24 protein-coding genes, 1 tRNA gene and 1 other RNA gene are annotated in these 25089 nt (G+C 70.3%); 17 read left to right on the top strand and 9 right to left on the bottom strand.

Going from position 1 to position 25089, the window contains the following annotated elements; genetic code table 11:
- The first annotated feature begins 63 nt into the window (after positions 1 to 63).
- The 10 genes from pruA to AB0B98_RS17680 all read left to right on the top strand — a co-directional run bounded on the left by pruA (position 64) and on the right by AB0B98_RS17680 (position 8851).
- Positions 64 to 1692, top strand: a complete 1629-nt coding sequence (pruA, locus tag AB0B98_RS17635) for an L-glutamate gamma-semialdehyde dehydrogenase (RefSeq protein ID WP_357363766.1) — start codon at positions 64 to 66, stop codon at positions 1690 to 1692.
- 177 nt (positions 1693 to 1869) lie between these two features.
- Entirely contained in the window at positions 1870 to 2385 is a 516-nt protein-coding gene (locus tag AB0B98_RS17640; RefSeq protein WP_238666587.1) for a PadR family transcriptional regulator, read from the top strand.
- Positions 2386 to 2449: 64 nt separating this feature from the next.
- Entirely contained in the window at positions 2450 to 3571 is a 1122-nt protein-coding gene (gene prfB, locus AB0B98_RS17645; RefSeq protein WP_238666586.1) for a peptide chain release factor 2, read from the top strand.
- Between the two features lie 118 nt (positions 3572 to 3689).
- Positions 3690 to 4370, top strand: coding sequence for a cell division ATP-binding protein FtsE (ftsE, locus tag AB0B98_RS17650; RefSeq protein ID WP_030331491.1), 681 nt, complete (start codon positions 3690 to 3692; stop codon positions 4368 to 4370).
- A 67-nt stretch (positions 4371 to 4437) separates the two neighbouring features.
- Positions 4438 to 5313: a permease-like cell division protein FtsX gene (gene ftsX, locus AB0B98_RS17655; protein WP_334497951.1), complete on the top strand. Its 876-nt coding sequence runs from the start codon at positions 4438 to 4440 to the stop codon at positions 5311 to 5313.
- A 149-nt stretch (positions 5314 to 5462) separates the two neighbouring features.
- Positions 5463 to 5942: an SsrA-binding protein SmpB gene (gene smpB, locus AB0B98_RS17660; RefSeq protein ID WP_124854050.1), complete on the top strand. Its 480-nt coding sequence runs from the start codon at positions 5463 to 5465 to the stop codon at positions 5940 to 5942.
- A 104-nt stretch (positions 5943 to 6046) separates the two neighbouring features.
- Positions 6047 to 6422: a transfer-messenger RNA gene (gene ssrA, locus AB0B98_RS17665) on the top strand.
- Positions 6423 to 6491: 69 nt separating this feature from the next.
- Positions 6492 to 7169, top strand: coding sequence for a hypothetical protein (locus AB0B98_RS17670; RefSeq protein WP_357363769.1), 678 nt, complete (start codon positions 6492 to 6494; stop codon positions 7167 to 7169).
- Between the two features lie 173 nt (positions 7170 to 7342).
- Positions 7343 to 7852 carry a hypothetical protein gene (locus AB0B98_RS17675; RefSeq protein ID WP_357363770.1) on the top strand — a complete coding sequence of 170 codons (510 nt, stop codon included), beginning with the start codon at positions 7343 to 7345 and terminating at the stop codon, positions 7850 to 7852.
- 45 nt (positions 7853 to 7897) lie between these two features.
- Positions 7898 to 8851: a hypothetical protein gene (locus AB0B98_RS17680; protein ID WP_357363772.1), complete on the top strand. Its 954-nt coding sequence runs from the start codon at positions 7898 to 7900 to the stop codon at positions 8849 to 8851.
- Positions 8852 to 8858: 7 nt separating this feature from the next.
- On the opposite strand, the gene mdlC is transcribed toward AB0B98_RS17680, so the two are convergent.
- Positions 8859 to 10454 carry a benzoylformate decarboxylase gene (gene mdlC, locus AB0B98_RS17685; protein WP_357363774.1) on the bottom strand — a complete coding sequence of 532 codons (1596 nt, stop codon included), beginning with the start codon at positions 10452 to 10454 and terminating at the stop codon, positions 8859 to 8861.
- Positions 10455 to 10775: 321 nt separating this feature from the next.
- Here mdlC and AB0B98_RS17690 point away from each other — a divergent pair, with 321 nt between their 5' ends.
- Both AB0B98_RS17690 and AB0B98_RS17695 read left to right on the top strand, forming a co-directional pair.
- Positions 10776 to 11366, top strand: coding sequence for a YqgE/AlgH family protein (locus tag AB0B98_RS17690; RefSeq protein WP_112582369.1), 591 nt, complete (start codon positions 10776 to 10778; stop codon positions 11364 to 11366).
- An 88-nt stretch (positions 11367 to 11454) separates the two neighbouring features.
- Positions 11455 to 11527, top strand: a tRNA-Ala gene (locus AB0B98_RS17695).
- A 129-nt stretch (positions 11528 to 11656) separates the two neighbouring features.
- Here AB0B98_RS17695 and AB0B98_RS17700 read toward each other — a convergent pair.
- The 7 genes from AB0B98_RS17700 to AB0B98_RS17730 all read right to left on the bottom strand — a co-directional run bounded on the left by AB0B98_RS17700 (position 11657) and on the right by AB0B98_RS17730 (position 19503).
- Positions 11657 to 11917, bottom strand: a complete 261-nt coding sequence (locus tag AB0B98_RS17700) for a YciI family protein (RefSeq protein WP_357363776.1) — start codon at positions 11915 to 11917, stop codon at positions 11657 to 11659.
- A gap of 82 nt (positions 11918 to 11999) precedes the next feature.
- Positions 12000 to 13304, bottom strand: coding sequence for an ATP-grasp domain-containing protein (locus AB0B98_RS17705; RefSeq protein ID WP_357363778.1), 1305 nt, complete (start codon positions 13302 to 13304; stop codon positions 12000 to 12002).
- Complete coding sequence (locus AB0B98_RS17710) at positions 13297 to 14262, bottom strand: hypothetical protein (protein ID WP_357363780.1); 966 nt, start codon at positions 14260 to 14262, stop codon at positions 13297 to 13299. The genes AB0B98_RS17705 and AB0B98_RS17710 overlap by 8 nt, the downstream gene beginning before the upstream one ends.
- Positions 14263 to 14312: 50 nt before the next feature.
- Positions 14313 to 15533 (bottom strand): hypothetical protein, encoded by a 1221-nt coding sequence (locus AB0B98_RS17715; protein ID WP_357363782.1) that lies wholly within the window; start codon positions 15531 to 15533, stop codon positions 14313 to 14315.
- Positions 15523 to 16854, bottom strand: a complete 1332-nt coding sequence (locus AB0B98_RS17720) for an MFS transporter (protein WP_357363784.1) — start codon at positions 16852 to 16854, stop codon at positions 15523 to 15525. Before AB0B98_RS17720 ends, AB0B98_RS17715 begins: the two co-directional genes overlap by 11 nt.
- On the bottom strand, positions 16844 to 18598 hold the full coding sequence (locus tag AB0B98_RS17725) for a carbamoyltransferase N-terminal domain-containing protein (RefSeq protein ID WP_357363786.1): 1755 nt from the start codon (positions 18596 to 18598) through the stop codon (positions 16844 to 16846). Before AB0B98_RS17725 ends, AB0B98_RS17720 begins: the two co-directional genes overlap by 11 nt.
- Before the next feature lie 782 nt (positions 18599 to 19380).
- Positions 19381 to 19503, bottom strand: coding sequence for a 50S ribosomal protein L36 (locus AB0B98_RS17730; protein WP_030490864.1), 123 nt, complete (start codon positions 19501 to 19503; stop codon positions 19381 to 19383).
- Between the two features lie 124 nt (positions 19504 to 19627).
- Between AB0B98_RS17730 and AB0B98_RS17735 the strand changes: the two genes are divergently transcribed.
- Positions 19628 to 20542, top strand: coding sequence for a lytic polysaccharide monooxygenase (locus tag AB0B98_RS17735; RefSeq protein ID WP_357363788.1), 915 nt, complete (start codon positions 19628 to 19630; stop codon positions 20540 to 20542).
- 27 nt (positions 20543 to 20569) lie between these two features.
- Here the strand turns inward: AB0B98_RS17735 and mgrA are convergent, their stop codons facing one another.
- Positions 20570 to 21565 carry an L-glyceraldehyde 3-phosphate reductase gene (gene mgrA, locus AB0B98_RS17740; protein WP_357363790.1) on the bottom strand — a complete coding sequence of 332 codons (996 nt, stop codon included), beginning with the start codon at positions 21563 to 21565 and terminating at the stop codon, positions 20570 to 20572.
- A 70-nt stretch (positions 21566 to 21635) separates the two neighbouring features.
- On the opposite strand from mgrA, the gene AB0B98_RS17745 reads away from it, so the two are divergent.
- Genes AB0B98_RS17745 through AB0B98_RS17760 form a run of 4 tightly spaced genes read left to right on the top strand, consistent with a single transcriptional unit; the run spans position 21636 to position 25069 of the window.
- Entirely contained in the window at positions 21636 to 22616 is a 981-nt protein-coding gene (locus AB0B98_RS17745) for an aldo/keto reductase (protein ID WP_357363792.1), read from the top strand.
- A complete protein-coding gene (locus AB0B98_RS17750; RefSeq protein ID WP_112582361.1) occupies positions 22613 to 23119 on the top strand; it encodes a hemerythrin domain-containing protein in 507 nt (168 codons plus the stop codon). The genes AB0B98_RS17745 and AB0B98_RS17750 overlap by 4 nt, the downstream gene beginning before the upstream one ends.
- 55 nt (positions 23120 to 23174) lie before the next feature.
- Positions 23175 to 24422, top strand: coding sequence for a histidine kinase (locus tag AB0B98_RS17755; RefSeq protein ID WP_357363794.1), 1248 nt, complete (start codon positions 23175 to 23177; stop codon positions 24420 to 24422).
- Positions 24419 to 25069 carry a response regulator transcription factor gene (locus AB0B98_RS17760; RefSeq protein ID WP_238662242.1) on the top strand — a complete coding sequence of 217 codons (651 nt, stop codon included), beginning with the start codon at positions 24419 to 24421 and terminating at the stop codon, positions 25067 to 25069. Before AB0B98_RS17755 ends, AB0B98_RS17760 begins: the two co-directional genes overlap by 4 nt.
- The last annotated feature ends 20 nt before the right edge of the window (positions 25070 to 25089 follow it).

Consider the following 25089-nt stretch of genomic DNA (forward strand, 5'->3'; position numbering starts at 1 on the left):
GCCATCCGGTCGGTGCCCGCGGGTCCGGTTTCGCCACTGCTGTCGAGATCGCCAGGAGCCTTGATGGATGCCGTGTTCTCCGTTCCCGAGCCGCGCAACGAGCCGGTTCGCAACTACGAGCCGGGCAGCCCCGACCGGGACCGGCTCCAGCGGCGGCTGACCGAACTCGCCGCCGAGCGCATCGACCTGCCGATGACCATCGGCGGTGAGCAGCGGATGGCCGGCGGTGACCCGATCAACGTGGTGCAGCCGCACAAGCACGCCCACGTGCTGGGGGTGACCGCGCACGCCACCCACGACGACGCGCGCGCCGCTACCAGGGCCGCAAAGGACGCCGCACCGATGTGGCGGGCGCTGCCCTTCGAGGAGCGCGCCGCGATCTTCCTGCGCGCCGCCGAGCTGCTCGCCGGCCCCTGGCGGGACACGCTCAACGCCGCCACCATGCTCGGCCAGTCGAAGACCGCGATCCAGGCTGAGATCGACGCGGCGTGCGAGTTCATCGACTTCCTGCGGTTCAACGTGCACTTCGCGCGTCGCCTGCTCGAGGAGCAGCCGGCGTCCTCGCCCGGCGTCTGGAACCGCTTCGACCACCGCCCGCTGGAGGGCTTCGTCTACGCGGTCACCCCGTTCAACTTCACCGCCATCGCCGGCAACCTGCCGTCGGCGCCGGCCCTGCTGGGCAACACTGTGGTCTGGAAGCCGGGGCCGACCCAGCAGTTCGCCGCGCACTTCACGATGCGGCTGTTCGAGGCCGCCGGCCTGCCGCCCGGCGTGATCAACATGGTCACCGGCCGGGGCGAGGAGGTCTCGGATGTCGTGCTCGCCGACCCGGATCTGGCCGGCATCCACTTCACCGGTTCGACGAAGGTGTTCCAGCAGTTGTGGCGGATGGTGGGAGACAACATCTCCCGTTACCGGGGCTACCCGCGCCTGGTCGGCGAGACCGGCGGCAAGGACTTCGTCGTCGCGCACACCAGCGCAGACGTTGACGCGTTGCACACCGCGCTGATCCGTGGCGCTTACGAGTACCAGGGCCAGAAGTGCTCGGCGGCCTCGCGGGCGTACGTGCCGCGCTCGATCTGGGAGGGTGGGCTGCGGGACCGGCTGGCCGCCACCGCCGACTCGCTGACCTACGGTGACGTGGCCGACTTCGGCAACTTCGGCGGCGCGGTGATCGACGACAAGGCGTTCGCTCGGCACACCGCCGCGCTGGAGCTGATCGCTGGTGACGACAGTTGCCGGGTGCTGGCCGGTGGCACCGCCGACGACTCGGTCGGCTACTTCGTGCGACCGACGCTCTTCGAGTGCGGCGACGCCGCCCACGAGACCTTCACCACCGAGTACTTCGGGCCGATCCTGGGCGTGCACGTGTTCGACGACGCCCGCTTCGACGACGTGGTCGCGCAGGCGGAGTCGATCGCCCCGTACGCGCTGACCGGCTCGGTGTTCGCCACCGACCGCCGGGTCGTCGAGTCGGTCGGCGAGCGCATGCGGTACGCGGCCGGCAACTTCTACATCAACGACAAGCCGACCGGCGCGGTGGTCGGGCAGCAGCCCTTCGGTGGCGCCCGTGCCAGCGGCACCAACGACAAGGCCGGCTCCTGGCTGAACCTGGTCCGCTGGGTCTCCCCGCGGACGATCAAGGAGACCTTCGTTCCGCCGACCGACCACACGTACCCGCACATGGGCTGACCGGCGACGACCCGCCGGCGGCGCGCGTGGGCGCCGCCGGCGGACGCCCGGAATGTGGCAATCCATCGATAGTCCTCAGCGGACAGTCTGCCGCCGACAGTGCACTTAGGAAGTCCTGTCGGGTGGCAAACCGGCAAATCCTGGACGCCGGGTGCGCAAAGTGGCAGCGTAGTGGCCATGGCGGATTCCGGAGTCAACCCTACGGCGGCGGCCCTGCTCGGCCTCCTCCACGAGGGCCCGATGACAGGCGGTCAGTTGATGGCCGCCGCTGAGCGCCGTCTGGCGCCGTACTGGTCGATGACCCGCAGTCAGGTGTACCGCGAGTTGCCGGTGCTGGCTGAGCGGGGTTACGTGCGGCTCGGCAAGCCGGGCCCGCGGATGAGCCAGCCCTACGCACTCACCGCCAGCGGAAAACGGACGTTTTCCCGCTGGCTCGCGGAGAACCCGGGGCGGGACACCATCCGCAACCCGATAGCGCTCCGGATGGCCTTCGGCAACCTGCACTCGGCCAGCCAGCTGAAGGGCCTGTACGCCTCGGCCAACGAATACCACACCGAGGCCCTCGCCCAGGTCCGGGAGCAGGTGAAGAACGCCAAACGGGACGGCGAGACGTACGACGCCAGCGCGCTGGAGTTCGCCGTCGCCTACCACCGGGCGGCCCTGTCGTGGTTGAAGTCCGCCCCCGTCGGGTGACGGTCAGCGGGTTCGTGCATAGGGAACGAGCTGCTCCGCTCCCGGCACAGTACGCTTGTCTGTCGTGACCGCTGCCGATTACGCCGAACAGCTCAAGGAACTCGACGCGACCCTGCGAAACATCGAGGCCGTCCTCAACCTCGACCGGCTGCACGAGGACAAGGCCCGCCTGGAGCAGGAGGCCTCCGCCCCCGACCTGTGGGACGACCAGGCCAAGGCCCAGCAGGTGACCTCGCAGCTGTCGTACGTCAACGGCGAGATCAGCAAGCTGGGCAGCCTGCGTTCCGGCCTCGACGACGCCCAGGTGCTGTTGGAGCTGGCCGAGGCCGAGGCCGACCCGGGTGTGCTGACCGAGGTCGAGTCGGAGATCACCGGGTTGACCAAGGCCATCCAGGAGATGGAGGTCCGCACCCTGCTCTCCGGCGAGTACGACTCCCGGGAGGCGCTGGTCGCCATCCGGGCCGGCGCGGGTGGCGTGGATGCCGCGGACTTCGCCGAGATGCTGCTGCGGATGTACCTGCGCTGGGCGGAGCGGCACGGCTACCCCACCGAGGTCTACGAGACCTCGTACGCCGAGGAGGCGGGCCTGAAGTCGGCCACCTTCGCGGTCAAGGTGCCGTACGCGTACGGCACGCTCAGCGTCGAGTCGGGCACGCACCGGCTGGTCCGGATCAGCCCGTTCGACAACCAGGGTCGTCGGCAGACCAGCTTCGCGGGCGTCGAGGTTCTGCCGGTCACCGAGCAGACCGACCACATCGACATCCCGGAGAACGAGGTTCGGGTCGATGTCTACCGCTCCTCCGGGCCTGGTGGGCAGAGCGTCAACACGACCGACTCGGCGGTGCGCCTGACGCACATCCCGACCGGCATCGTGGTGACCTGCCAGAACGAGAAGTCCCAGCTGCAGAACAAGGCCTCCGCGCTGCGGGTGCTCCAGGCCCGGCTCCTGGAGCGCAAGCGCCAGGAGGAGGAAGAGAAGATGGCTGGCCTCAAGAGCGGCAGCACGAGCTCGTGGGGCGACCAGATGCGCTCCTACGTCCTGCACCCGTATCAGATGGTGAAGGATCTCCGAACCGAGCAGGAGACCGGCAATCCGAGCGGGGTCTTCGACGGCGACCTCGACGATTTCATCGAGGCCGGCATCCGTTGGCGCAAGCAGCGGCAGCTCGCCAACGACGGTGCGTGACGGCGCGCGGGCGGAGCGCGTCGTCGATCTCCAGGTAGGAGCCTGATTCGACGACTCGTGCCGGATCGGCGGGGCGTGGGGCTTGGCTCAGTTGTTACACCGCGTAGACTCACCACCCGTGATTCAGCTTGAGCAAGTGACGAAGACGTACCCGAAGGCGTCCCGGCCTTCGCTCGACAACGTGTCCGTCTCGATCGAGAAGGGCGAGTTCGTCTTCTTCATCGGTCCATCCGGCTCCGGCAAGTCCACGATCATCAAAATGCTGCTGCACGAGGTGGCCCCCAACAAGGGGCGCGTCGTCGTCAACGGCAAGGACGTCACGTCGATGCGTTCCTGGAAGCGACCCCACTTCCGGCGCTCGATCGGCTGCGTCTTCCAGGACTTCCGGCTGCTGCCCAACCGCACCGCCTACGAGAACGTGGCGTTCGCCCTCGAGGTGATCGGCAAGACGAAGGCGGTTGCCCGCCGGGTCGTGCCGGAGGTGCTGGAGCTGGTCGGGCTCGGTGGCAAGGAGCACCGCTACCCGCACGAGCTCTCCGGTGGTGAGCAGCAGCGGGTCGCCGTCGCCCGGGCGTTCGTGAACCGTCCGCTGATCCTGCTGGCGGACGAGCCCACCGGAAACCTGGACCCGGACACCTCGATTGAGATCATGCGCCTGCTGGACCGGATCAATCGCACCGGCACGACCGTCGTGATGGTCACCCACGACTCCAACATCGTGAACCAGATGCGCCGCCGCGTCGTTGAGATTGAGAGCGGTCGCATCGTGCGTGACCAGGCCCGCGGCGTCTACGGGTGAGCCGGCGCTCCACCCCTGCGCAGCCTGACGACGAACACCTCATGCCGGAGACCCGGAGGAAATCCCGATGCGCGTGAAATACGTCCTGTCCGAGGTACTGGTCGGACTGTGGCGCAACGTGACCATGTCCATCGCGATGATCATCACGATGGCGGTCTCGCTGACCATGCTCGGCGCCAGCGGTCTCATGTACCGCCAGGTCGACGACATGAAGGACCTCTACTACAAGAACATCGAAGTCTCGATCTTCTTGACCCAGGAGGTGACCGAGCAGGAGCGCACCGATCTCCAGACCAAGCTCGACAGCGACCCCCTGGTCAAGGACGTCCTCTACGTCAACAAGGACGAGGCGTACAAGCGCTTCAAGGAGATGTACCAGGACGCGCCGGACCTGGTGAACGCCGTGAAGCCGGACCAGCTTCCCGAGGCGTTCCGGCTCAAGCTGAACAACCCGGAGCAGTACAAGGACGTCTACGACCAGTACAAGGACACCGCGGGCGTCGAGGAGATCATCGACCAGAGTCGACTGCTCGACAAGATCTTCAACATCCTCACCTCGATCCAGAACATCGCCCTGGCTGCCGCCATCGTGATGGCGATCGCCGCCCTGCTGCTGGTCGCGAACACCATTCAGGTGGCCGCGTACAGCAAGCGGCGTGAGGTGGCGGTCATGAAGCTGGTCGGCGCGTCCAACTGGTTCATCCAGGCGCCGTTCGTGCTGGAGGCCGTGGTGGCCGGCCTGATCGGTTCACTGCTCGGTCTGGTGGCCCTGGTCGCGGCGAAGTATCTGCTCTTCGACGGGTCGTTGAGCGCGTTGCAGGGTCTGCTCTCGCCGATCACCTGGGGCGACATCCTGTTCATCTTCCCGCTGATGGCCGGCGTCGGTGGTCTGGTCAGCGCGGGCACCGCCTGGATCACCCTGCGCTTCTACCTGCGGGTCTAGGCACCGTACGGGTCGTCCCGTCGCCTCCCGAGGACCCTCCCGCAGCCGGAAATAAACGGCGCGGGAGGGTCCTTGTCATTCGGGTAGCATGATCGGTTGTCCGGCCGGGGTGAGCCCGGCCGCGGACGCCAGGAGAGGGGGTGGCACCGATGCCACGGGAAAAGGGGCGCAAGGTGGTCGCCTCCAACAAGAAGGCGCGTCACGACTACGCCATCTTCGACACGTACGAGGCGGGCATGGCGCTGACCGGCACCGAGGTCAAGTCGCTTCGGGCCGGAAGAGCGTCACTTGTCGACGCGTTCGCGCAGGAACGTGACGGCGAGTTGTTCCTGCACGCGATGCACATCCCGGAGTACACCCAGGGCACCTGGACCAACCATGAGCCCCGGCGTACCCGCAAGCTGCTGCTCAACCGGGGTGAGATCGACAAGCTCCTCGGCAGGACCCGCGAGGGCGGTTTCACCATCGTCCCGTTGCAGGTCTACTTCTCGGACGGCTGGGCCAAGGTCGAGATCGCCCTGGCCAAGGGCAAGAAGTCGTACGACAAGCGCCAGGACCTCGCCAAGCGGGACGCGGACCGGGAGATCGCCCGGGTGTCCGGTCGACGCGGCAAGGGGATGGACGACTAGTTCATCCCGTTTGTCCGGGTCGGCGTGCCGGCCCGGGGCTCGGGATGAAAGCTGTTGCGGCAGGCGTTAGTCTTGTCAGTGCCGCCACATCGGCGGCCTGTCGAGGGGGTGACTGGTTTCGACTTCGTACGCAGCGACAGGGGAAGCGAGCCGAGGAAGCCGACGTCGTCTCGAGAATCGGTCGTCGGAAACTTATAAGCGCCAAGCAAAATCGCGCTGACTTCGCTCTCGCCGCCTGAGGCGAGTAGCTAAGTCTGTCGGCCTGGGAACGCCTTCGTCCCAGTAGCCGGCATCAGCTAGGAGGCTGGCCAATCGGACCCGGTCGCGGGGTCCGTGCGGCGAGATTAATCAGCGACTGGGCCCGTCACACCAACTTGCTCGCGTGAGCGGTGGGGCCGAGTAGAGGCACAGCGAGCTGCGCTCGGAGAAGCCCTGACAAACCGGCGAAGGACCCGGGTTCGATTCCCGGCACCTCCACCACCTCGAACGAAGCGCCCCGGCCCACCAGCCGGGGCGCTTCGTTGTTCGCGGGGTCTTACGCTGCCCCCTGTGACCAACCAGGAGCTGCGCCTGTCGGTCGGCGCGTCGCCCGGCCAGCGTGTCGTGGCGGTGGTGTTCGGCGTGCTGCTCACGGCCGTCGGCGCGGCGTTCGTGGCGCTGCCCCTCGTCGCCGACGGGCTGTTGCGCCGACTGACCGGGCCGGGTGACGCGTTCGCCTCCTATGAGGAGGCTCGCGACCTGCCGCCGGGGCTGCTGCCGCCCGGGCTACGCGACTCCGCCGACCCGAACCAGTCCGGCCCCAGCCCGTTCATCGGCCTGTGCGGCCTGCCCTTCGTCCTGCTCGGCCTCTACCTGGTGCTGCGGGTGCTCCGCACGGCCGCCTGGCTGGACGGCAGCCGGGCGCGGGTACGCGGTGCGCTGCGCACCAGCACCGTCGACCTCGCCACCGCCCGGATCGAGGCCGGCGCTGTGTCGTACCGCGAGGCGGACGACGACGGTCCGGCCGGCGGACCGCAGGCGCGGGCCATCCTCGCGACCGCCCCGGGGAGCGCCCGGGGGGTCACCATCCCACTGCGCGGCATGGGGCTGCCCGTCCTGCCGCCGTCCGAGCTGCGAGCGCTGGCCGAGGCGATCACCACGGGTCGACCAGGCGACGAGCGGGCCGGCGACGCGCGCGCCGTGGCCGACCGCCTGCGCCGGCTGGCAGAGCGCCCGTCGGCCGACTGAGGCCTGTCGTGCTCCCAGCAGGCCTGTGCGGCGCTGGAGGCCGCATCAGCGGGGCTGGTGGGGTCACTGGGGTCAACGGGGCAGATGAGACGTCTCAGGGCCCTGGACAGGGCGGGCCGGGCAGCCTCACCATCGCGGTATGGGGTAGCAGCGCCGCAGTCGCGGGAGGTGCCATGGTCACCGGTCCGGTCCAGCAGCCGTCAGTCGTCGCCCGACCGCGCGTCGCGCATCCGGCGGGGCTCCCCGCCGATCCACATTCCATCGGTCTACCCGGTGCCCCGCGCCCGGCCGGCCTCGCCGGTGACGTGCACGCCCTCGGCCGGGCAGTCGCCGTCGCCAGCGCCGACCCGTGCTGGCGCGAGGAGGTTCTCCTTCGGCTGCGTCCGGTGCGCACGGGCTTCGCCGAGCACGTCCGGGTGACCGAAGGTCCGACCGGCCTCTACCGGGAGTTGCTCACCCAGTCGCCGCGGCTGGACCACGGGGTGCGGCTGCTGACCCGGGAACACGTGGCGATCGTCGCCGCGATCCTGGCGGTTCAGCAGATCGCCGAGCGGCCCGAGACGCGCCCCGATGAGTTGCGACACCGGGCCGGGCACCTGCTGCGGCGGTTGGCCCGGCATCGGCGGCGCGGCGCCGACCTGCTCTGGGAGGCGTACCAGACGGATCTGGGAGGCGAGACCTGAGCTCAGGTCGGGAACCGGCCGGTCGGCGGAGGCGTCGAACCGTACATGAATCGGCCTGCCCTGCTGCTCGTGCTCCCGTTGCTGCTGACGGTCGGCTGTGCCGCGACCGACGCCGGTCCGGCCGGCGGCCCGCCCAACCCGACGCACGGGGCGGAGGCCTTCGACCAGCGCGCCGCCGAGGTCGCCGAGGCGTGGCGGCCCGGGCCCGACTGGAGCACCGGCTACGTGCCGTTGGAGGGGCCGACACTGCTCACCGGTGACCCGGGCTTCACCCCCGAGACCGAGGCGGCCTTCCGGGCCGGTTGGTACCGCGAGCAGGTCGGAATACCGCCCACCCGGGTCGGCGGCGAGATCCAATTCCCGGACGGACGGTTGACGCTGCCGTTGGTCAGCGCCGCCGAGGCGTACCGGCAGCTCGACCAGGGTGACCCACTGCCCTGCCCGGGGCGGCCGAAGCGGCCCGGACGGCCCACCCCCGGCGGCCCCACCGTCGAACCAGGGCCCGACGGGTGGGCCACGAGCAGCACGCAGACCGCCTGCCTCCCGCTCACCGTCACCGCTGTCACGTTGGGCGCCGTGCCGGTGCGCACGAGTCGGGGCGTGGCGCAGGTCCCGGCCTGGCTGTTCACCATCAAGGAGTTGGCCACCCCCGTGGTCCGGCTCGCCGTCGCGCCGACGGCGGTCACCCCCGTCCCCGAGCCGACCACTCCGGCCCGGCCGCTGCCGGACGGGTTGGTGGCGGCCCAGGACCTGGCCGCCGTCCACGACGCCCGGCTGACGGTGCGCCTCGGCGTCGGCGCGTGCGACACCGGGATCACGCCGTTGGTGTGGGAACGGCCGGACGTCGTGGTGGTCGGTGGCGGTGTCACCCGGGCCACCGGCGAATGCATCGCAATGCTGAAACTGGAGCCGGTCACCGTAACCCTCGCGGCGCCGCTGGGCAGCCGCCCGGTGCTGGACGTCTTCACCGGCGCCCCGCTGGCGATCGCACCGCGCTGATCCGGTTTCACAGGATGCTGGGCACGTCGGTGCTGATCGGCACCGGCAACACGGTGGGCCGGTCGGCGCGCAGCCCGGCGGAGAGCGCCGCGCCGAACTGATCGGGGTTCTCCACCACCTGCGTGGCGCAGCCGTAGCCGGCCGCGATCGCCGTGACGTCCAACCCCGGCAGGTCCAGGCCGGGCACCCCGGGAGTGTGCTTCAGCTCGGCGAACGCCTTGAGGATCGCGTACTGCTGGTTGACCGGCACGACGACCACCACCGGCAGTGCCAGGCGCGCGGCCGTCCAGAGCGCCTGTACCGAATAGTGGAAGGAGCCGTCGCCGATCACCGCCACCACCGGGCGACCGCGCCCGGTGTCCCGCTCGGCCAGCGCGATGCCGATCGCTGCCGGCAGGCCGTAGCCGAGGCCGCCGCTGGCCATCGTGAAGTACGACGCCGGGCGGGTGACCCGTAGCTGACGACGTAGCGCGGACAGGTTGGATGGTGACTCCTGGACCAGCACGCCGTCGGTCGGCCAGTGTGCGGCCAGCGCGGCGAACAGGGCGTCGGCGCTCAGCGGGGTGCCGACCTCCGGCGGGGACAGTGCGTCCCGTCGGGTGGGTGCCGGCCGGTCGCTCGGCGGCACCCCTTCGACCAGCGCGGCCAGGGCCAGCCCCGGGTCGCTGAGCAGGCTGTCACCGACCGGGGCTCGGGCGGCCTCGTCGGGGTCGTCAGTGATGTGCAGCAGGCGGGCACCGTCGGGCAGGTGCCCGCCCGGCACGTACGGGTAGTAGCGGAACACCGGGGCGCCGACAACCAGCACCGTGTCGTGTCCACGCAGCGCCTCGGCGAGCGGACCGATCGCGTACGGCAGCACGCCGCGGAAGTGCTGGTGGTCCTCGGGGAACACCGCCCGCTCGGGGGCGGGAGCAGACCAGACCGGCGCGGCCAGCCGCTCCGCCAGGGCGACGGCTGTCGGCCAGCTAGCGGAGCGGTCCACTCCCGGCCCGTACACGAGCACCGGGTTGCGGCTGCCGGCCAGCACCCTGACGAACTCCGCCAACCGCTGCGGGTCCGGCGCGAACCGGGTGGCCACCGTTCGCGGCGCGGGCGGCGGGTCGGCTGGCTGGGCCCAGTCGTCCATCGGCAGGGAGAGGAAGACCGGCCCGGCCGGTGGCTGCACCGCCGTCGCGTACGCCCGCAGCATCGCCGCGGGGATGTCCTGCGCCCGGGCCGGCTCGTAGGCCCACTTCACGTAGGGCTGCGGAAGCTCCGTGGATCGGCGGCTGGTCAGCCGGGGTTCCAGGAGCAGCATCTCCCGGGTCTGCTGGCCGGCGGTGACGATCAGCGGGGTCTTGTTGTGCCAGGCGGTGACCAGGTTGCCCATGCCGTTGCCGGTGCCCGGTGCGGTGTGCAGGTTGACGTGGGCGGGCACTCCGCTGGCCTGGGCGTAGCCGTCGGCCATCGCGACGGCCGTCGCCTCGTGCAGCGCGTGGACGTAGTGGAAGTCGGCGGGGAAGTCCTGGAGGAACGGCTCCTCGGTGGAACCGGGGTTGCCGAAGACAGTGGTCATACCGAGGGTGCGGAGCACGTCGTACGTCGCGTGCCGGACAGTTGCCATCGCACCCGCCTCCGTGTCGCGGGCAGGGGCAACCGCGGTCGCCCTCCCGATCAGCCGAATCTATCGGGATGTGACGGACCTTTCGGGCGTTTCTCGGCCGTCGGTGGTCCCGATCGGTCGATCACCGGGAGCTCCGCCGTCGGGTGCGGCGGCCCTTCGTCTTAACTGTCCGATCACCCGCCGGTCAGACCTTAGCCAGCACCCAGCACGCAGGCTATGGTGCCAGGCATGGCGTTGACAGCGCGGCTGAACCCGATGCGGCGGGCGGATCCGGTCGATGACCGGCGCCCGGCGCGGGCTCACGGTTGACGGGTGTGTGGCATGCAGGGAGAGGGCCAGGCGATCGGCGGACGAGCGATGGAGTCGATGACCGGGCGGCTGCTGGTCGCGACTCCGGCGCTCAAGGACCCGAACTTCGACCGAACCGTGGTGCTGCTGGTCGCCCACGAGCCGGGCGGCGCGCTCGGTGTGGTGCTCAACCGGGCCACCGAGGTGCCGGTGGCCGAGGTGCTCGGTGACTGGAGCGACCTGGCCCGCCACCCGGCGGTGCTCTTCGAGGGTGGCCCGGTGCAGCCCGACTCGGCCATCTGCCTCGCCCGGATGCGGCACCCGATGCGCCGGGTGAAGGGCTTCCACCAGGTTTCCGGGGCGGTCGGCACCATCGACCTCTCGGTCGACCCGGAGCGGCTGCGGGAGAGCATCGGCGGCATCCGGGTCTTCGCCGGCTACTCCGGCTGGGGCAGCGGCCAGTTGGAGCAGGAGATCGCCGACGGGTCCTGGTTCGTGCTGGACGGGCTACCCGGGGACGCCTTCGTCGACCGGCCCGACGACCTGTGGCCGATGGTGCTGCGTCGGCAGGGCGGGATGATGGCAGCCGTCGCACACTTCCCGCCGGACGTGGCGCTCAACTGACCCGGCCCGGCGGGGGACCCCGCGAGATGACCATGCGGGCCCGTCTGTGTATAGTTTCCCAGTGCCCGGGCGACCGGGACAACAGCAAGGGGCCGTGGCGCAGCTGGTAGCGCACCACACTGGCAGTGTGGGGGTCAGGGGTTCGAGTCCCCTCGGCTCCACCCTTGAAAACGCCCTGGTCGGGATAATCCGACCAGGGCGTTTTGCTGTGCTGGGCTCGCCGTGGACGACGAGCAGCGAGTCAGCCGGCCACCCGGACAGTGGGAGCCGCTGCGCCGCCGAAGCCCTCGCTACCGGACGATCGGTGACCACTCCCGCTGGCTGGTGATCGTCACCCCGGGGGTCCGGTAGTAGGGGTCCTCGGCGACGACCGCCGCGAACGCCTCGGCGTCCGGGACGTCGAAGATCAGCAGTGCTCCGGAGTCGTCGGCGAACGGCCCGGCCATGACCAGCCGGCCCTCCTGGCGCAGGGCCTGGAGACGCTCCCGGTGCGCCGGTCGGGCGGCGAGCCGGTCGGGTTCGTCGCCGAAGGTCAGCTCCAAGATGAACACCGGTTCCTCCTCATCGGGGCGATCTTTCGAAGCACCCTAGTCGATCCGGCGTGCCACCACCGTTCAGTAGTGGACGTGGTGGTCAGGGATCGACGATGATGTCGATCGCCGCGCTCACCTGCTGCTCCAGCTCGTCGAGGTCGTCGAGGGTCGGGGCGTCGATCAGGAACGTCACAGCGCGGTCACCGGATTCGCGCAGCTCACCGAGGCGTGCCCCGCGTTCCTTGAGCACGATGACGTGCCGCAGGGCGGGCGGGTCGTCGGCTTCGCCCGGTGCGATGACCGGCCACGGTTGCCCCTCCGGCACCCACTGCGGCTCCACGCCCGGCCAGCGCAGCTTCACGTCCTGCAACGTTCCCCTCGGCTGGGGCAGGTAGACCTGGCGGGCGTAGCGCCGGGGTGGGGGATGCGCCGCCGGCTCGTCGAGCACCACCTCCATGATCGTCTGCTCCAGCGCCCGACCGGTCGCCAGGTGGTAGAGCGGCATGATGCCATCGCCGGGAGTACGGGCGGCGACCTCCATCAGGACCGGCCGGCCGTCCCGGTCGAGGCGGAGTTCGGTGTGCACGATGCCGGCGACCAGACCGAGCCGGCCCACGATGTCGCGGTTGGCGGCGAGCAGCCTGTCGTGCTCCGCACCGGGAGGCGCGGGCACAGTGTGGGCCATTTCGACGAACCAGTCCGAGCCGTCCTCGGTGGTGCGCTTCAGGGTCACCGACTCGAAGATGATCCGACCGTGTTGGACGACCGCCTCCACCGAGTACTCGGCGCCGGTGACGTACTCCTCGATCAGCAGGGTCTCCGCCGCCGGGTACCCGGTGAGCAGCGCGGGCAGGGTTTCGGGGTCGCGCACCGCCTGGACCCCGGAACTCGACCGTCGACCCGAGGGCTTCAGCACCACCGGGAACCGCAGCGAGCCCACGTCGAGCCCGGTGCGCCCCTGGGGTGGCACGACGACCAGCCGGGGGCTCCACTGCGGCAGGTAGAACCGTTGCAGGTACTTGTTGCGACACACCCGGGCCGCGCGTACGCCCGGCCCGGGCAGGCCGAGCGCATCCGCCACGATCCCGGTCTGCTCGACGAGCATCTCGCCCGCGGCGTAGACCCCGACGATGTCGTACTCCTGCTGCCAGCGCTGGACGTGGGCGACCACACCTGAGGTGAAACTGCCCTCGATGCCGACCTCGCCGGTGACGAAGGCCGCGTCCGTGAGGTACGTCCCGGGACCCTCGCCCCGGGCCATGGCGGCCGTCGTGTCGGCCCGCCACTGTTCCGAGGTGATCAACAGGATCCGCAGCCCTCGACCGGCGAGGTCGGCGAGGAAACCCCAGTTGCGGGCGATGACCCGGTAGCCGCCGAGCAGCAGGAAGGCGCGAGCCTCACTCATAGCCGTACTGCTCCAGGATGTCGCCGAACAGCTCGGTGAAACGAGCCTCGTTGCGCTTGGTGAACCGCTCCCGCCACGTGCCTGTGGTGCCCCGGAAGAAACTCCAGGAACTCTGGTCGTAGACCTTGCCGGCGACCTCCTCGGCGTCCGCTGTGGACCCGACGTGCTTCAGCAACCGGTCCACTGCCTCGAGTTGGCGTTGCCGGGACCCGCCGCCGCGCTCCCCGACCAGATCCTCGTAGCTGACCTTGCACACGTCGGGGTGACGGAGCAGCCACAACCCCCTCTCGAACTGGTCGCGGCCGAGGAAGGACGTGTCGCGCATCGCGTAGTCGAGCTTCTCCTCCCAGGTCGGCAGGGAGGTCAGGATGCGGTGGAAGATGTCGAACTCGTAGAAGTTGCCGTACCCCTCGCGGGTCCGCCCCTCCAGGAAGTTGACCATCGACACGAGGGCGTCGCGCGGGTCGCGGTAGTTGTAGACCAGCGGCGGGCTGGCGGTCTCCACCCACTCGGCGAAGAAGGAGCCGTCCACCTTGCTGATGTCCAGCTCGTGAAAGATCCAGCAGAGCCCGGCCGGGGTGTCCGCGAACCGGGAGTACGGCAGGTGCGGGTTGGTGATCACCGAGTCGGCGAAGTCGAAGCGGGTCTGCCCGTACCGGTTGACGACGTGCTGGCCCAGTCTGCGTTGCCAATGCCAGCCAAGGGCGGACCAGGCTTCCTGGGTGCGGAGCTGGTACTCCTCAGTGCCCTCCAGCTCCAGCAGCTCGTCGTAGTCGGACTTCGACAGGGTGAGCGCGGCGATCTGACGTTGCTGCGCGGCGGTGAATTCCGGGGTGTTGCGGGGGGTCGGCCGGGGCACCCCGGCCATCTTGTACCCCAGGTTGGTCATCAGACCCTGCATGAGGTGGGTGCCGGTCTTCTGCAGCGAGATCACCATGGCACGAGGGGCCAGCGGCATGTCGGTCTCCCGGTGGTAGTGCGTCGGATGCGACGCGGAGTGAAGGGGAATCAGCGGACGTAGGCAGCTAGGTGGCCGGTGGTGCGCTCGTCGAGGAAGCGCAGGAGCCTGGCGAACGACTCCCGCCGTCGCTCATCGGGCGTCCACAGCCACAACTCCCGTTTGGCGACCCGGGCGCCTCGGCGGAACTTCGGAGCGAACGCCTCGAACCCGAGGCGGTACCGGGGCACGCCGGCCCGGATGCAGGACTCGACAGGCTGCCCGAACACCAGGTGGTGGTAGGCGACGCTGGTACCGGTGACGTCGTAGTCGCTGCCGTAGCCGAGGGTGCAGCAGCCGTGCCGGCCGTACATCTGCACTGTGCAGGCGAGGACTTCGGCGTCGGACCGGCCTGCCACGGCCACCCGGATCGCCCCGGGGAGCACCGCCGCCAGGTACGCGCGGGCCGCCCGCAGCTGGGGCCGGTTGGGTGTCGCGCCGTTGCGCTCGCCGGTGCGGGCCTCAAGGTCCACGATCCGGTCGACGTGCTCGGCCAGCGGCACCTCGCGGACCTGGAGCCCGGCTCGGGTCACCTCGCGCTCGGCCAGTCGGTAGTTGCGGCGCGTCTCGGCGTTCTGCCCGTCCAGGAACGCCTGGTAGGTGGGGTAGCCGGCCAGGTGCAGCGCGGATGCGGCGGTGACCGAGCCCCGGACGAATCCGGCGGCCTCCAGCAGGCCACGCAGCAGCTCGTCGTCGGTGGCCACGTACGGCAGGACCACAGCTCCCGCGTGACCCTGCCGGACCAGGTCCTGGAGGGTCGCCACCACCTCCCGGCCGGCCTGCCGCCGCCAGGTGATGTCGACGTCGGGGGCGGTGAACAGGGGACTGCGGTCGTAGGTGCGGACGACGAGCGGCTCTCCGACGGTGGTGGTGAGCCAGTCGGCGAGATCGCCCGACCCGGGTGCGTCCGGGCCGAGCGCGCCGAGCAGGGCCCGGTGCTCGGTACGGATCGCTGTCGCGTCGTCGTCCGGGGTGAGCCGGAGGAACTGCTCCTCGGTGAGGAGTTTCCACGGGTGGCTGAACAGGCTCGTCCCGGCCACTGCGGTGACCGCGTGGATCGCGGCCACCGGCCCCCGGTCGTCGTCGGCGGTGACCAGCAGCGCGTTGCCTGGCTCCAGCCGTTCCCGGAACAGCAGGTAGCCGTGGGCCGCGTCGGGTTCGGCGTCGGCGGCCAGCCGGGCCCAGGTCTCCTCGTCGACGGCGCCGATGCCGTCGGTCACGTCAGTCGCCATGCTGGATGGACCGTTCCTTCCGAGTCGTCGTCGTCGTGTCCGCGAGGGCCCGCACCTCGGAGATCTGGGCCGCGCTGCGCAGCGGAGAGGCGTACAGCAGCAGCGACGAGACGGTGAGCGAGACGGCCACCACCCAGACCGCCGTGGTCGTCCCGGCCAGGTCGGTCAACACCCCGCCGATCAGCGCCCCGACCGGCAGCGAACCGAAGGCCGCGATGCGGTAGCTCGCTGTCACAGCGCCGAGCAGGACGGGAGGGGGGACCTGCTGCCGTACGGTGACCGCCAGGACGTTGTAGACCGCCAGAGCCGCCCCGTTGATCACGAAGCCCGCGCCGAGCAGGACTGTCGCCGTGCCGGCCGCGGCGAGCCCGGGCACCAGCAGCAACCCGAGCGCGGCGACCGTGATCGAGACGGTGAGCGCCCGACCGAGGTGCAGGCGGGCACCGACCCGCCCGGCGACGAGCGAGCCGACCAGGGCCCCGACGCTGCCGAGCCCGATGACCAGGCCGATCAGGCCACCGGAGAGCCCGAGCGTACGCACGCCGTACACCAGGAAGACCGTCGCGAAGGCCTGCTCGTGCAGGTTGAAGAGGGCCGACTGCACGCACAGGTCCCGGATCGGTCGGCTCTGCCAGACGTAGGCCAGCCCGGCCCGGATCGTCGGCGCGTCGCCCCGGTCGGTCGCCGGCCGCAGCACCCGCGCCGGGAGGGCCGCCATCGCCATCGCCGCCGCGCAGAACAGTGCCCCGGTGACCACCGCGGCCCAGGAGGCGCCGGCGGACTGCACGATGAATCCCGCCGCCGCCGGCCCGGCCATCTGGGTCACCGACGTGGTGGCCTGCAACAGACCGTTGCCGGCGACCAGCCGGCCGCCGTCCAGCAACCGGGGCGCGGTGACCTGGGACCCGATGTCGTGCAGCACTGCCGCCGAGCCGATCAGGAACGCGCCCACCAACAGCGCCGGGAAGACCAGTCGGTCGGTGGCGGCCAGGGCCCCGATGCCGAACAGCACGACGCCGCGTGCCGCGTTGCCGGTGACCAGGATCCAGCGCAGCGAGGTACGGGCGGTCCAGGTGCCCACCAGCAGGGAGAACGCCAGCACCGGCACGAACTGGGCCGCGCCGACCAACCCCACCTGGGTGCCGGTGCCGGCCAGCAACGTCACCACCAGCAGGGGCAACCCGAAGGCGGTGATCTGGTGTGCCGACCGGGCGGCCAGGTCGCCCAGCCAGAGGGTACGGAACGCCGGCTCCCGCAGCGGGGGGCGCGGTAGCGCTGTGGCGTTCGTACCCTCCGGCGGGCGCCGGATGTCAGCTGACACCGGTGCCGGTGCCGGTGACGCTCGCTGACGCGTCCGATGAGGTGACTCTGCGGTACAGCGCGTTCTCACTCCAGACGAGGTCGACCTGGCCCCACTCCATCGCCGACATCACGTCGGGGAAGAAGCTGCGGCCGTTGTAGTTCGCGCTGGTGTTGCAGAGCACCGGGATTCCGCTCCACTTGTGGTACTCGCGAAGGACTGCCGCGAGCATCGGGTTGTCCTCGGCGCTGACCGTCTGCAAGCGGGCGGTCCCGTCGAGGTGGATCGCCGCCGGGATCCGGTCCACCCAGTCGGGGCGCACCCGGTGGTCGAAGAGCATGTACGGGTCAGGGGTGCCGGGGTCGAAGACCGTCGGCGCCTGATCGGTCAGGCAGATCGGCGCGACCGGCCGGAAGCTCTCCCGACGCTTCATCCGGTTGAGTTCGTCCTTCATCGCCGGGTCCACCGCCGGGGCGAGGATGCTGCGCGCCCCTAGTGCGCGGGGGCCCAGCTCGGCGCGGCCGTGCAGGACCACCACCGGCTTACCGGTGCGGTGCAGCAGCCGGGCCAGTTCCTCCGGTCGGCATGGCGCCACCGTCCAGCCCGCCGGAACGTGCGAGTTGTGCACGAGGTCGGGGCCGGCGAAGACGTTCCACGAGATCGGCGCCAGCCGCTGCTCCCCGCTGACCAGGATGGCGCCGGTGCCGACGGCCGAACCCGAGTCGTCCGGGAAGGGCGGCACCCACATCTCACGGATCGCCGGGTGCGCCCGCATGGCGCTGTTCCATTTGATGTTCAGGGCGCAGCCGCCGGCGAAGCAGAGGTTCCAGGGGCCGTCGCCCTTCCAGGACTCGGCCTTGGCCACCAGTCGCTCGACGAGCAGCTCCTCGATGAACTCGTGCACGCTGGCGAGCACGTCGTCGTCGGAGACGCCCAGTTGGTCGGTGCGCCGACGGACGTCCTCCAGGTAGGCGTGGACGTAGGCGTGCGAGGGCTCGCCGGTGCTGCCGCAGCCGATGATCTCCTCGCGGTACTTGCGGACGGCCGGGCTGTTGGCCTCGAAGTGCTCGTGGAACAGCTCCCCGAGGACCTGCTTGATCGGCTCCCGGGCGGTGCCGAAGGCGATGTAGGCCATCAGCTTCCCGGCCACCGAGAGGTCGTCGACGTTGCGGGACAGCTTGTCGCGGCGGTACGGCCCGAAGTGCTGCGAGGCCATCGAGTAGAAGTGCCCGATCAGCGGGAAGACCTCGCCGCCGGGCTCGATGCGGCCGTCCTTGTCCACCGAGTAGAGCCGGGGGAAGCAACCGCCGTCCCAGACCAGGACGAGGCTCGGCTCGCCCCGTCGCGCGAAGGGGCTGGTGCTGTACGCGGCGGCGAGGTGGCTCGCCACGTGGACGTGACTGACGTACGGCACTGTGGCGTCGCCGATGGGCAACTCGCCACTGTGACCCGGCTGTGCCGGATTCGGCACCCGCTCGGTCTCCCGGTAGGGCGCGAGGCGGACGTCGACCGGGCTGCCGTTGTTGAGCCGGTGGGCCTGCCCGTGGACGGCGCCGTCCCAGCCGTCCAGTGCCCACTGGTCGACGTCGGAGGTCTTGTACCCGAAGTCGCCCAGGATCCGGGCGATCAGCGTGAGATCGTCCACGTCGCTGTATCGACGGTTGTTCTCCAGCTTCTGCGCCTCGACGTTGAACTCCAACACGTCGTCGTGGAAGAGGGCGACGCCCCCGCTCTGAGTGAGCTTTACTCCGCACGTAATACGCATAGATGCTTCCCCCCATTTTTGGCGACCCAAAATTCCTATCGATGTTCTGTCGGCAAGTCAACCCCCCGATCCTTGCCGACACCGATCAGCGAGCCCCCGAGCTGCACCAAGGGGAGTGGTGTTGCTCGATGTAGATGGTTGCCCACGTCGGGCCAGGAAGGGGTTGCCGAGAGCCCTCTCTGAGATGCCGCAATGCCCATAGGTCTGATGGGATATGGATTTTCCGTCATCTGAAATTCCCGCGTTACGAGTTGGTAACTTAGCGCTGTCGGCTGCCAGGGTTGGTGTCGAGCCCGATCACCGAAGCGGTGTCTCGGGCGGCATATGAGCAGGTCAGATCGGCTGTGACGGGCATGGGGGATTAATGAGTGGCGATGAGGCCAGTTGGCGTCTATCTTCGACCGGGGGTGCCGCGCGGTCCGGGAGTCCTCCGGCGGACGAAGCGGATCTTGAGCGATGGATACGAGATATCCTGCAATCGACGCACCCACTCCGAATCGGTTCGGAACTGCGTCGCGCCGAACGCGTCGCGAGTGCCAAATTCTCTGACCCGACAATTGCCAAAGCGGTCCACAGGGCTGTTGCAGCGACAATGAACAGGCGTGATTGAGTCACCGTCACCGGGCACCCGAGCCCCGCGGTTGCGGGTCAGGAAAAGCGCTCCCGAAAAGGGCTTGCCCTTTTCATTGTCCGAGCCCGGCGGTCATGCCCGGGCACGCAAAACGCCCCGACCGGAAGACCCGGTCAGGGCGTTGGCGACTAGATGTCCGGTAAGGGCTGGGTCAGCCCTGACGGCTCTTCCACTGCGGGTTGGCGCGGTTCACCACGACCACGCGGCCGCGACGGCGGACCACCACCGAACCCGGCTTCTGCTTCAGCGCACGCAACGAGCTACGTACCTTCATGTCTGCCTCCTCGGTGCTAGCGGTTCCGAGTATCGAAACGCCGCACCCACCCGCGGGATTCCCGGCCGGTCAGCGTCGAACCTTTGCCGTCTCCCGGCCGTACCAGTGGGCGGAGGTCATCCTCATGCCCGTACGCCGGCTCCTCGCCACGGTGCTGGTCGCTGCCGCGACAGTGCCACTGGCCGCAACGCCCGCCGCCGCCCACGGCGCTCCGACCGACCCGATCAGCCGCGCGGCGGCCTGCGGCCCCGAGGGCCGGTACGCGGCCACCAGCGCCTGCCGGGCGGCGATCCAGGCGGGCGCGGCGGTCCGCGAATGGGACAACGTACGCGTTTCCACGATCAACGGGCGAGATCGGGAACGGATCCCGGACGGTGAGCTGTGCAGCGGCGGACTGTCCGCGTACCGGGGACTGGACCTGCCCCGCACCGACTGGCCCAGCACCACGCTGACCAGCGGCGCGACGTTCACCTTCCGGTACCGGACCACCATCGAACACCGGGGCACCTTCCGGCTCTACGTCACCACGCCGGCCTACGACCCCCGCAAGAAACTGACCTGGGCGGATCTGGAATCGCGCCCGTTTCTGACGCTGACCGACCCGCCGGTGCGGGCCGGGGCGTACCAGTTGGCGGGTCGGCTGCCGGCGGGCCGCAGCGGCCGACACCTGATCTACACGATCTGGCAGAACTCCAACACCCCGGACACCTACTACTCCTGCTCGGACGTGGTGTTCCGGGGTGCCAAGGCCAGTCCCACCCCGGCGAAGGCCGCCGCACCGAAGAGCTCACCGCGTACCGCAGTGAGTGGGCCGTCCGCCACCGAGACGGCGGTGGCGGCGGCGGCCGACCCGGGCGTGCCGGTGGCGTCGGTGACCAACCTCGGCGGCCGGTGGCCGGTGCTGGCCGGTGCCGCCGGCGTGCTGGTCCTGGCGCTGCTGCTGATCGGTGCCGGACGGCGACGTCGCAGCGCCGCCGCACCCGCGGGCCGGCAGTGCGAGGTGCGCAACCACCGGGCCGGGCGGCGCCGGATCTGGTGATCCGAGCCGCCCGGGACCCGACGGCGTTCAGCCCAGGTGGCGCTCGATCTCGGCCAACTCGTCGGCGGTGAACTCGAGGTTGTCCAGCGCGGCGATGTTCGTCTCCAACTGCTCGACGCTGCTCGCCCCGATGATCAGGCTGGTCATCCGCGGGTCACGCAGCGCCCAGGCCAACGCGAGCTGAGCGAGGGACTGACCGCGCCGCTCGGCGACCGCGCCGAGCCCACGGATGGTGGCCATCTTCTCCTCGCTGAGATCGCTTTCGTTGAGGAAGACGCTGGTGCGAACCCGCGAGTCGGCCGGGATGCCACCCAGGTAACGGTCGGTCAACAGGCCCTGCGCCAACGGGCTGTACGCGATGCAGCCCGCACCCACCTGCTCCAGCGTGTCGAGCAGGCCGTCGGACTCGGTCCAGCGGTTGAGCATCGAGTACGACGGCTGGTTGATCAGCAGCGGCGTACCCAGCTCGCGCAGGATCGCGGCGGCCCGCGTGGTCTGCTCCGAGTTGTAGTTCGAGATGCCGACGTAGAGCGCCTTGCCGGAGCGGACGATGGCGTCGAGCGCCCCCATCGTCTCCTCAAGAGGGGTGTCCGGGTCGAACCGGTGCGAGTAGAAGATGTCGACGTAGTCCAGTCCCATCCGGCCCAGCGACTGGTCCAGCGACGAGATCAGGTTCTTGCGCGAGCCCCACTCGCCGTACGGGCCGGGCCACATCAGATACCCGGCCTTGCTGGAGATGACCAACTCGTCCCGGTACGGCTTCAGGTCGGTGGCGAGCATCCGGCCGAAGTTCTCCTCCGCCGAACCGGGCGGCGGGCCGTAGTTGTTGGCCAGGTCGAAGTGGGTGACACCCAGGTCGAAGGCGCGGCGGACGATGTCGCGCTGCCGTTCGAACGGGCGGTCCGGACCGAAGTTGTGCCACAGGCCGAGCGAAACGGCAGGCAGTCGCAGGCCACTGCGTCCGCTGCGCCGGTAGGTCATGGTGTCGTAGCGGTCATCCGCAGCGAGGTAGGTCACGATCATGAGCCTAGCTCCGGCCCCCAGTAGCGCGGCTTGGGCGTGGAAACCGGGACATCGGGGTAGTTTCGACGCCATGCGTTTCATTGCGCTCGACACCCCCAAACCGCTGTCCAGGATCGGCTTGGGCACCTGGCAGTTCGGCTCCCGGGAATGGGGGTACGGCCCGGACTTCGAGCGGCAGGCGGCGCAGATCGTCCGGCGGGCCATCGAGCTGGGCGTGACGGTCTTCGACAGCGCGGAGATCTACGGCTTCGGACGCAGCGAACGCATCCTCGGCGCGGCCCTCGGCGACGACCGGCCGAAGGTCGTGATCGCCAGCAAGATCCTGCCGGTGCTGCCGGTGGCCGCAGTGGTGCAGCAGCGGGCGGTCGCCTCGGCGGCCCGGCTCGGCGTCACCAGCATCGACCTCTACCAGGTGCACCAACCCAACCCGCTGGTCGCCGACCACACCACGATGCGCGGCATGCGGACCCTGCAGGATGTCGGGCTGGTCGGCGAGGTCGGCGTGAGCAACTACGGCCTGCGCCGCTGGCAGGTCGCCGAAGCGGCGCTCGGCCGGCGGGTGCTCAGCAACCAGGTCCGCTACAGCATGCTCGACCGCGCGCCCGAGCAGGACCTGCTGCCGTACGCGCGGCAGGCCGGTCGGGTGGTCATCGCGTACAGCCCGCTGGCACAGGGCTTCCTCTCCGGCCGCTACGACGCCAAGAACCCGCCGAACGGTGCGGTCCGGCGCGCCAACCCGTACTTCCTGCCCGAGAACCTGGAGCGCGGCGCGGCCCTGATCGACACAGTGCGCCAGGTCGCCGACGCCCACGACGCCACAGCCAGCCAGATCGCGCTGGCCTACCTGCTGCGCCACCCGAACGTGCTCGCCATCCCCGGGGCGTCCGGCGTCGAGCAGATGGAACGCAACGCCGCCGCCGCCGACATCGACCTCGCCGACGACGAGTACACGGCGCTGGCCGAGGCAGCGAAACGCTTCCGCCCGATCACCGGACTCGCCGCGATGCCGGCGATGCTGCGTGCCCGGTTCGGCACACCAACCAGAAAGTGAGCACAGTGGACGACATCACCGCGCTGATCCTGGACGATCACGCCGCCTTCCGGCGTGGCTTCGCCCGCCTCGACGACGCCCGCGACGAGCAGGAGATGCTCGCCATCTGGGACGCCCTCGCCCTGCACCTGGACATCCACGCCGAGGCGGAAGAGGCGATCCTCTACCCGCACCTGGTCAAGCACGGCGACGACGGCGAGGACGAGACCGCCGACGCGATCGGCGACCACAACAAGATCCGCGACGCCATCGCCGAGGCGAAGCTGCACCCGGTCGGCTCGGACCAGTGGTGGGAGGCGGTCGGCACCGCCCGCCGGGAGAACAGCGAACACCTGGCCGAGGAGGAGGACGAGGCGCTGCCCGACTTTCGCCGGCACGCCAGCACCGAACTCCGCGCCGAGCTGGGCCAACGCTGGCTGACCTTCTACGGCGAGCACAAGAACGGCCGCAACCTGCCCTTCCGCGACAAGGACCCGCAGCAGTACGTGGCCGACCACCGCTGACATCTCCCCGACGCGGGGGAGTCGGCGGAACCCGTCCGGGCAGCAGAATGGCGAGGTGAACCTCCGAGCGGCGCTGGCCCCGCTGGTCGCCGGCACCACCTGGCGACGCGGCGTGTTCCTGCTGCTCGGCGGAGTGCTGGCGCTGCCGTACGGGCTGCTCGCGGTGACCTTCGGCCAACTGCTCGCCGACTCGGAGATCCCGCGCCCACTGGTCTACGTCCTGCTGCTCATCGCGGTGCTGATCGCCGTCGTCCCGTTGCTGCTGGACGGCAGCCGGGCCCTGGAGATCGCCGCCGTGCGGAGGTTGCTCGGCGTCGACCTGCCCGAGCCCGAGCTGGGGCATCGCGGCGACCGGGAAACCCGGCTGCGCAGCGCGCTCTGGATCGCCACCCACCTCATCGTCGGCGCTGTGGTGATGATCGCGCTGTTCAGCGCCCTGCCGATGGCGCTGGCCTTCATCGCCCAACAGTTCGGCGTCGGCACCGAGCTGACCAGCCAGGAACGGTTCGGGCCGTTGGACGGGCGGGACAGCGGCTGGCTGACGGTGGCCGGGGTGCTCCTGCTGGTCGGCCTCGGCTACGTCGTCGCCGGGCTCGGCGCGCTCGCCGGTCTGATGGCACCGGTGCTGCTCGGCCCGGCCCAGGCGGAGCGGATCGCCGCCCTGGAGGCGCGGGCCACCCGGCTCGCCGAACGCAACCGACTGGCCCGGGAACTGCACGACTCGATCGGCCACGCGCTGACAGTGGCCACGCTCCAGGCCGGGGCCGCCCGCGAGGTCCTCGACACCGACCCCGAGTTCGTCCGACGGGCACTCACCGCGATCGAGGACGTCGGGCGGACCGCCATGGACGACCTCGACCACGTGCTCGGGCTGCTCCGGGAGAACGGACGCGACAGGCCCGTGGTGGCGCCGCAGCGTACCCTCGCCGACCTGGACCGACTGGTCAACGACGCCCGCGCGGCCGGCCTGGCCGTGCACGCGCAACGCGCCGGCGACCCGGCCCGGGTGCCAGCGGTGGTCTCCCGGGAGGGCTACCGCATCGTCCAGGAAGGACTGACCAACGCCGCCCGGCACGGCCACGGGCCGGTGACGGTACGCCTGGACCTGCACAGTGACGCGCTGGAGCTGGAGCTGGTCAACGCGGTGCGCCACCCCGACCGGGGCCTGCGGGGGCGGGGCGGCCGAGGCCTGGACGGCATGCGGGAGCGGGTGCTGCTGCTCGGCGGCCGGCTCACAGTGGGCCCGGACGGCGACCGGTGGCTGATCCGCGCCCGCCTGCCCTACGAGGAGACGACGACATGACCACCGGGGTGCTGATCGTCGACGACGACGAACTGATCCGGATCGGGCTGCGGGCCATCATCGACGCTCAACCCGACCTGCACGTGCTCGCCGAGGCCGCGGACGGCGCGGAGGTGCCGCCGCTGGTCGCCCGGCACCGGCCCGACGTGGTGCTGATGGACGTGCGGATGCCCGGTATCGACGGCATCCAGGCCACCCGGCACCTGCTTGCCACCTCCGCCGACCCGCCCCGGGTGCTGGTGGTCACCACCTTCGCCAACGACGAGTACGTCTACGAGGCGCTGCGCGCCGGCGCCTCAGGGTTCCTGCTCAAACGGGCCCGGCCCGCCGAGGTGGTGGAGGCGGTCCGGGTGGTCGCGGCCGGCGAGTCGCTGCTCTTCCCGGCCGCGATCCGCCAACTGGTCGGAGCGTACGGGCCGGCGGGTGGCGACCGGTTGAGCGCCGCCCGGCTCACCGAACGGGAGGCCGAGGTGCTGCGGCTGATGACCACCGGCCGGTCCAACCCGGAAATCGCCGCGCACCTGGTGGTGGGGGTGGAGACGGTGAAGACGCACGTCGGCAACGTGCTGGCCAAGTTGGGGGTCCGCGACCGTACGCAGGCGGTCATCGCCGCCTACGAGTCCGGCTTCGTCACCCCGTCCGGCTGATCGTTCCCTCGACCGGGGGA

The sequence above is a fragment of the Micromonospora sp. NPDC048947 genome, assembly GCF_040649495.1.
In the GTDB taxonomy this organism is placed as follows: Bacteria; Actinomycetota; Actinomycetes; order Mycobacteriales; family Micromonosporaceae; genus Micromonospora; species Micromonospora alfalfae.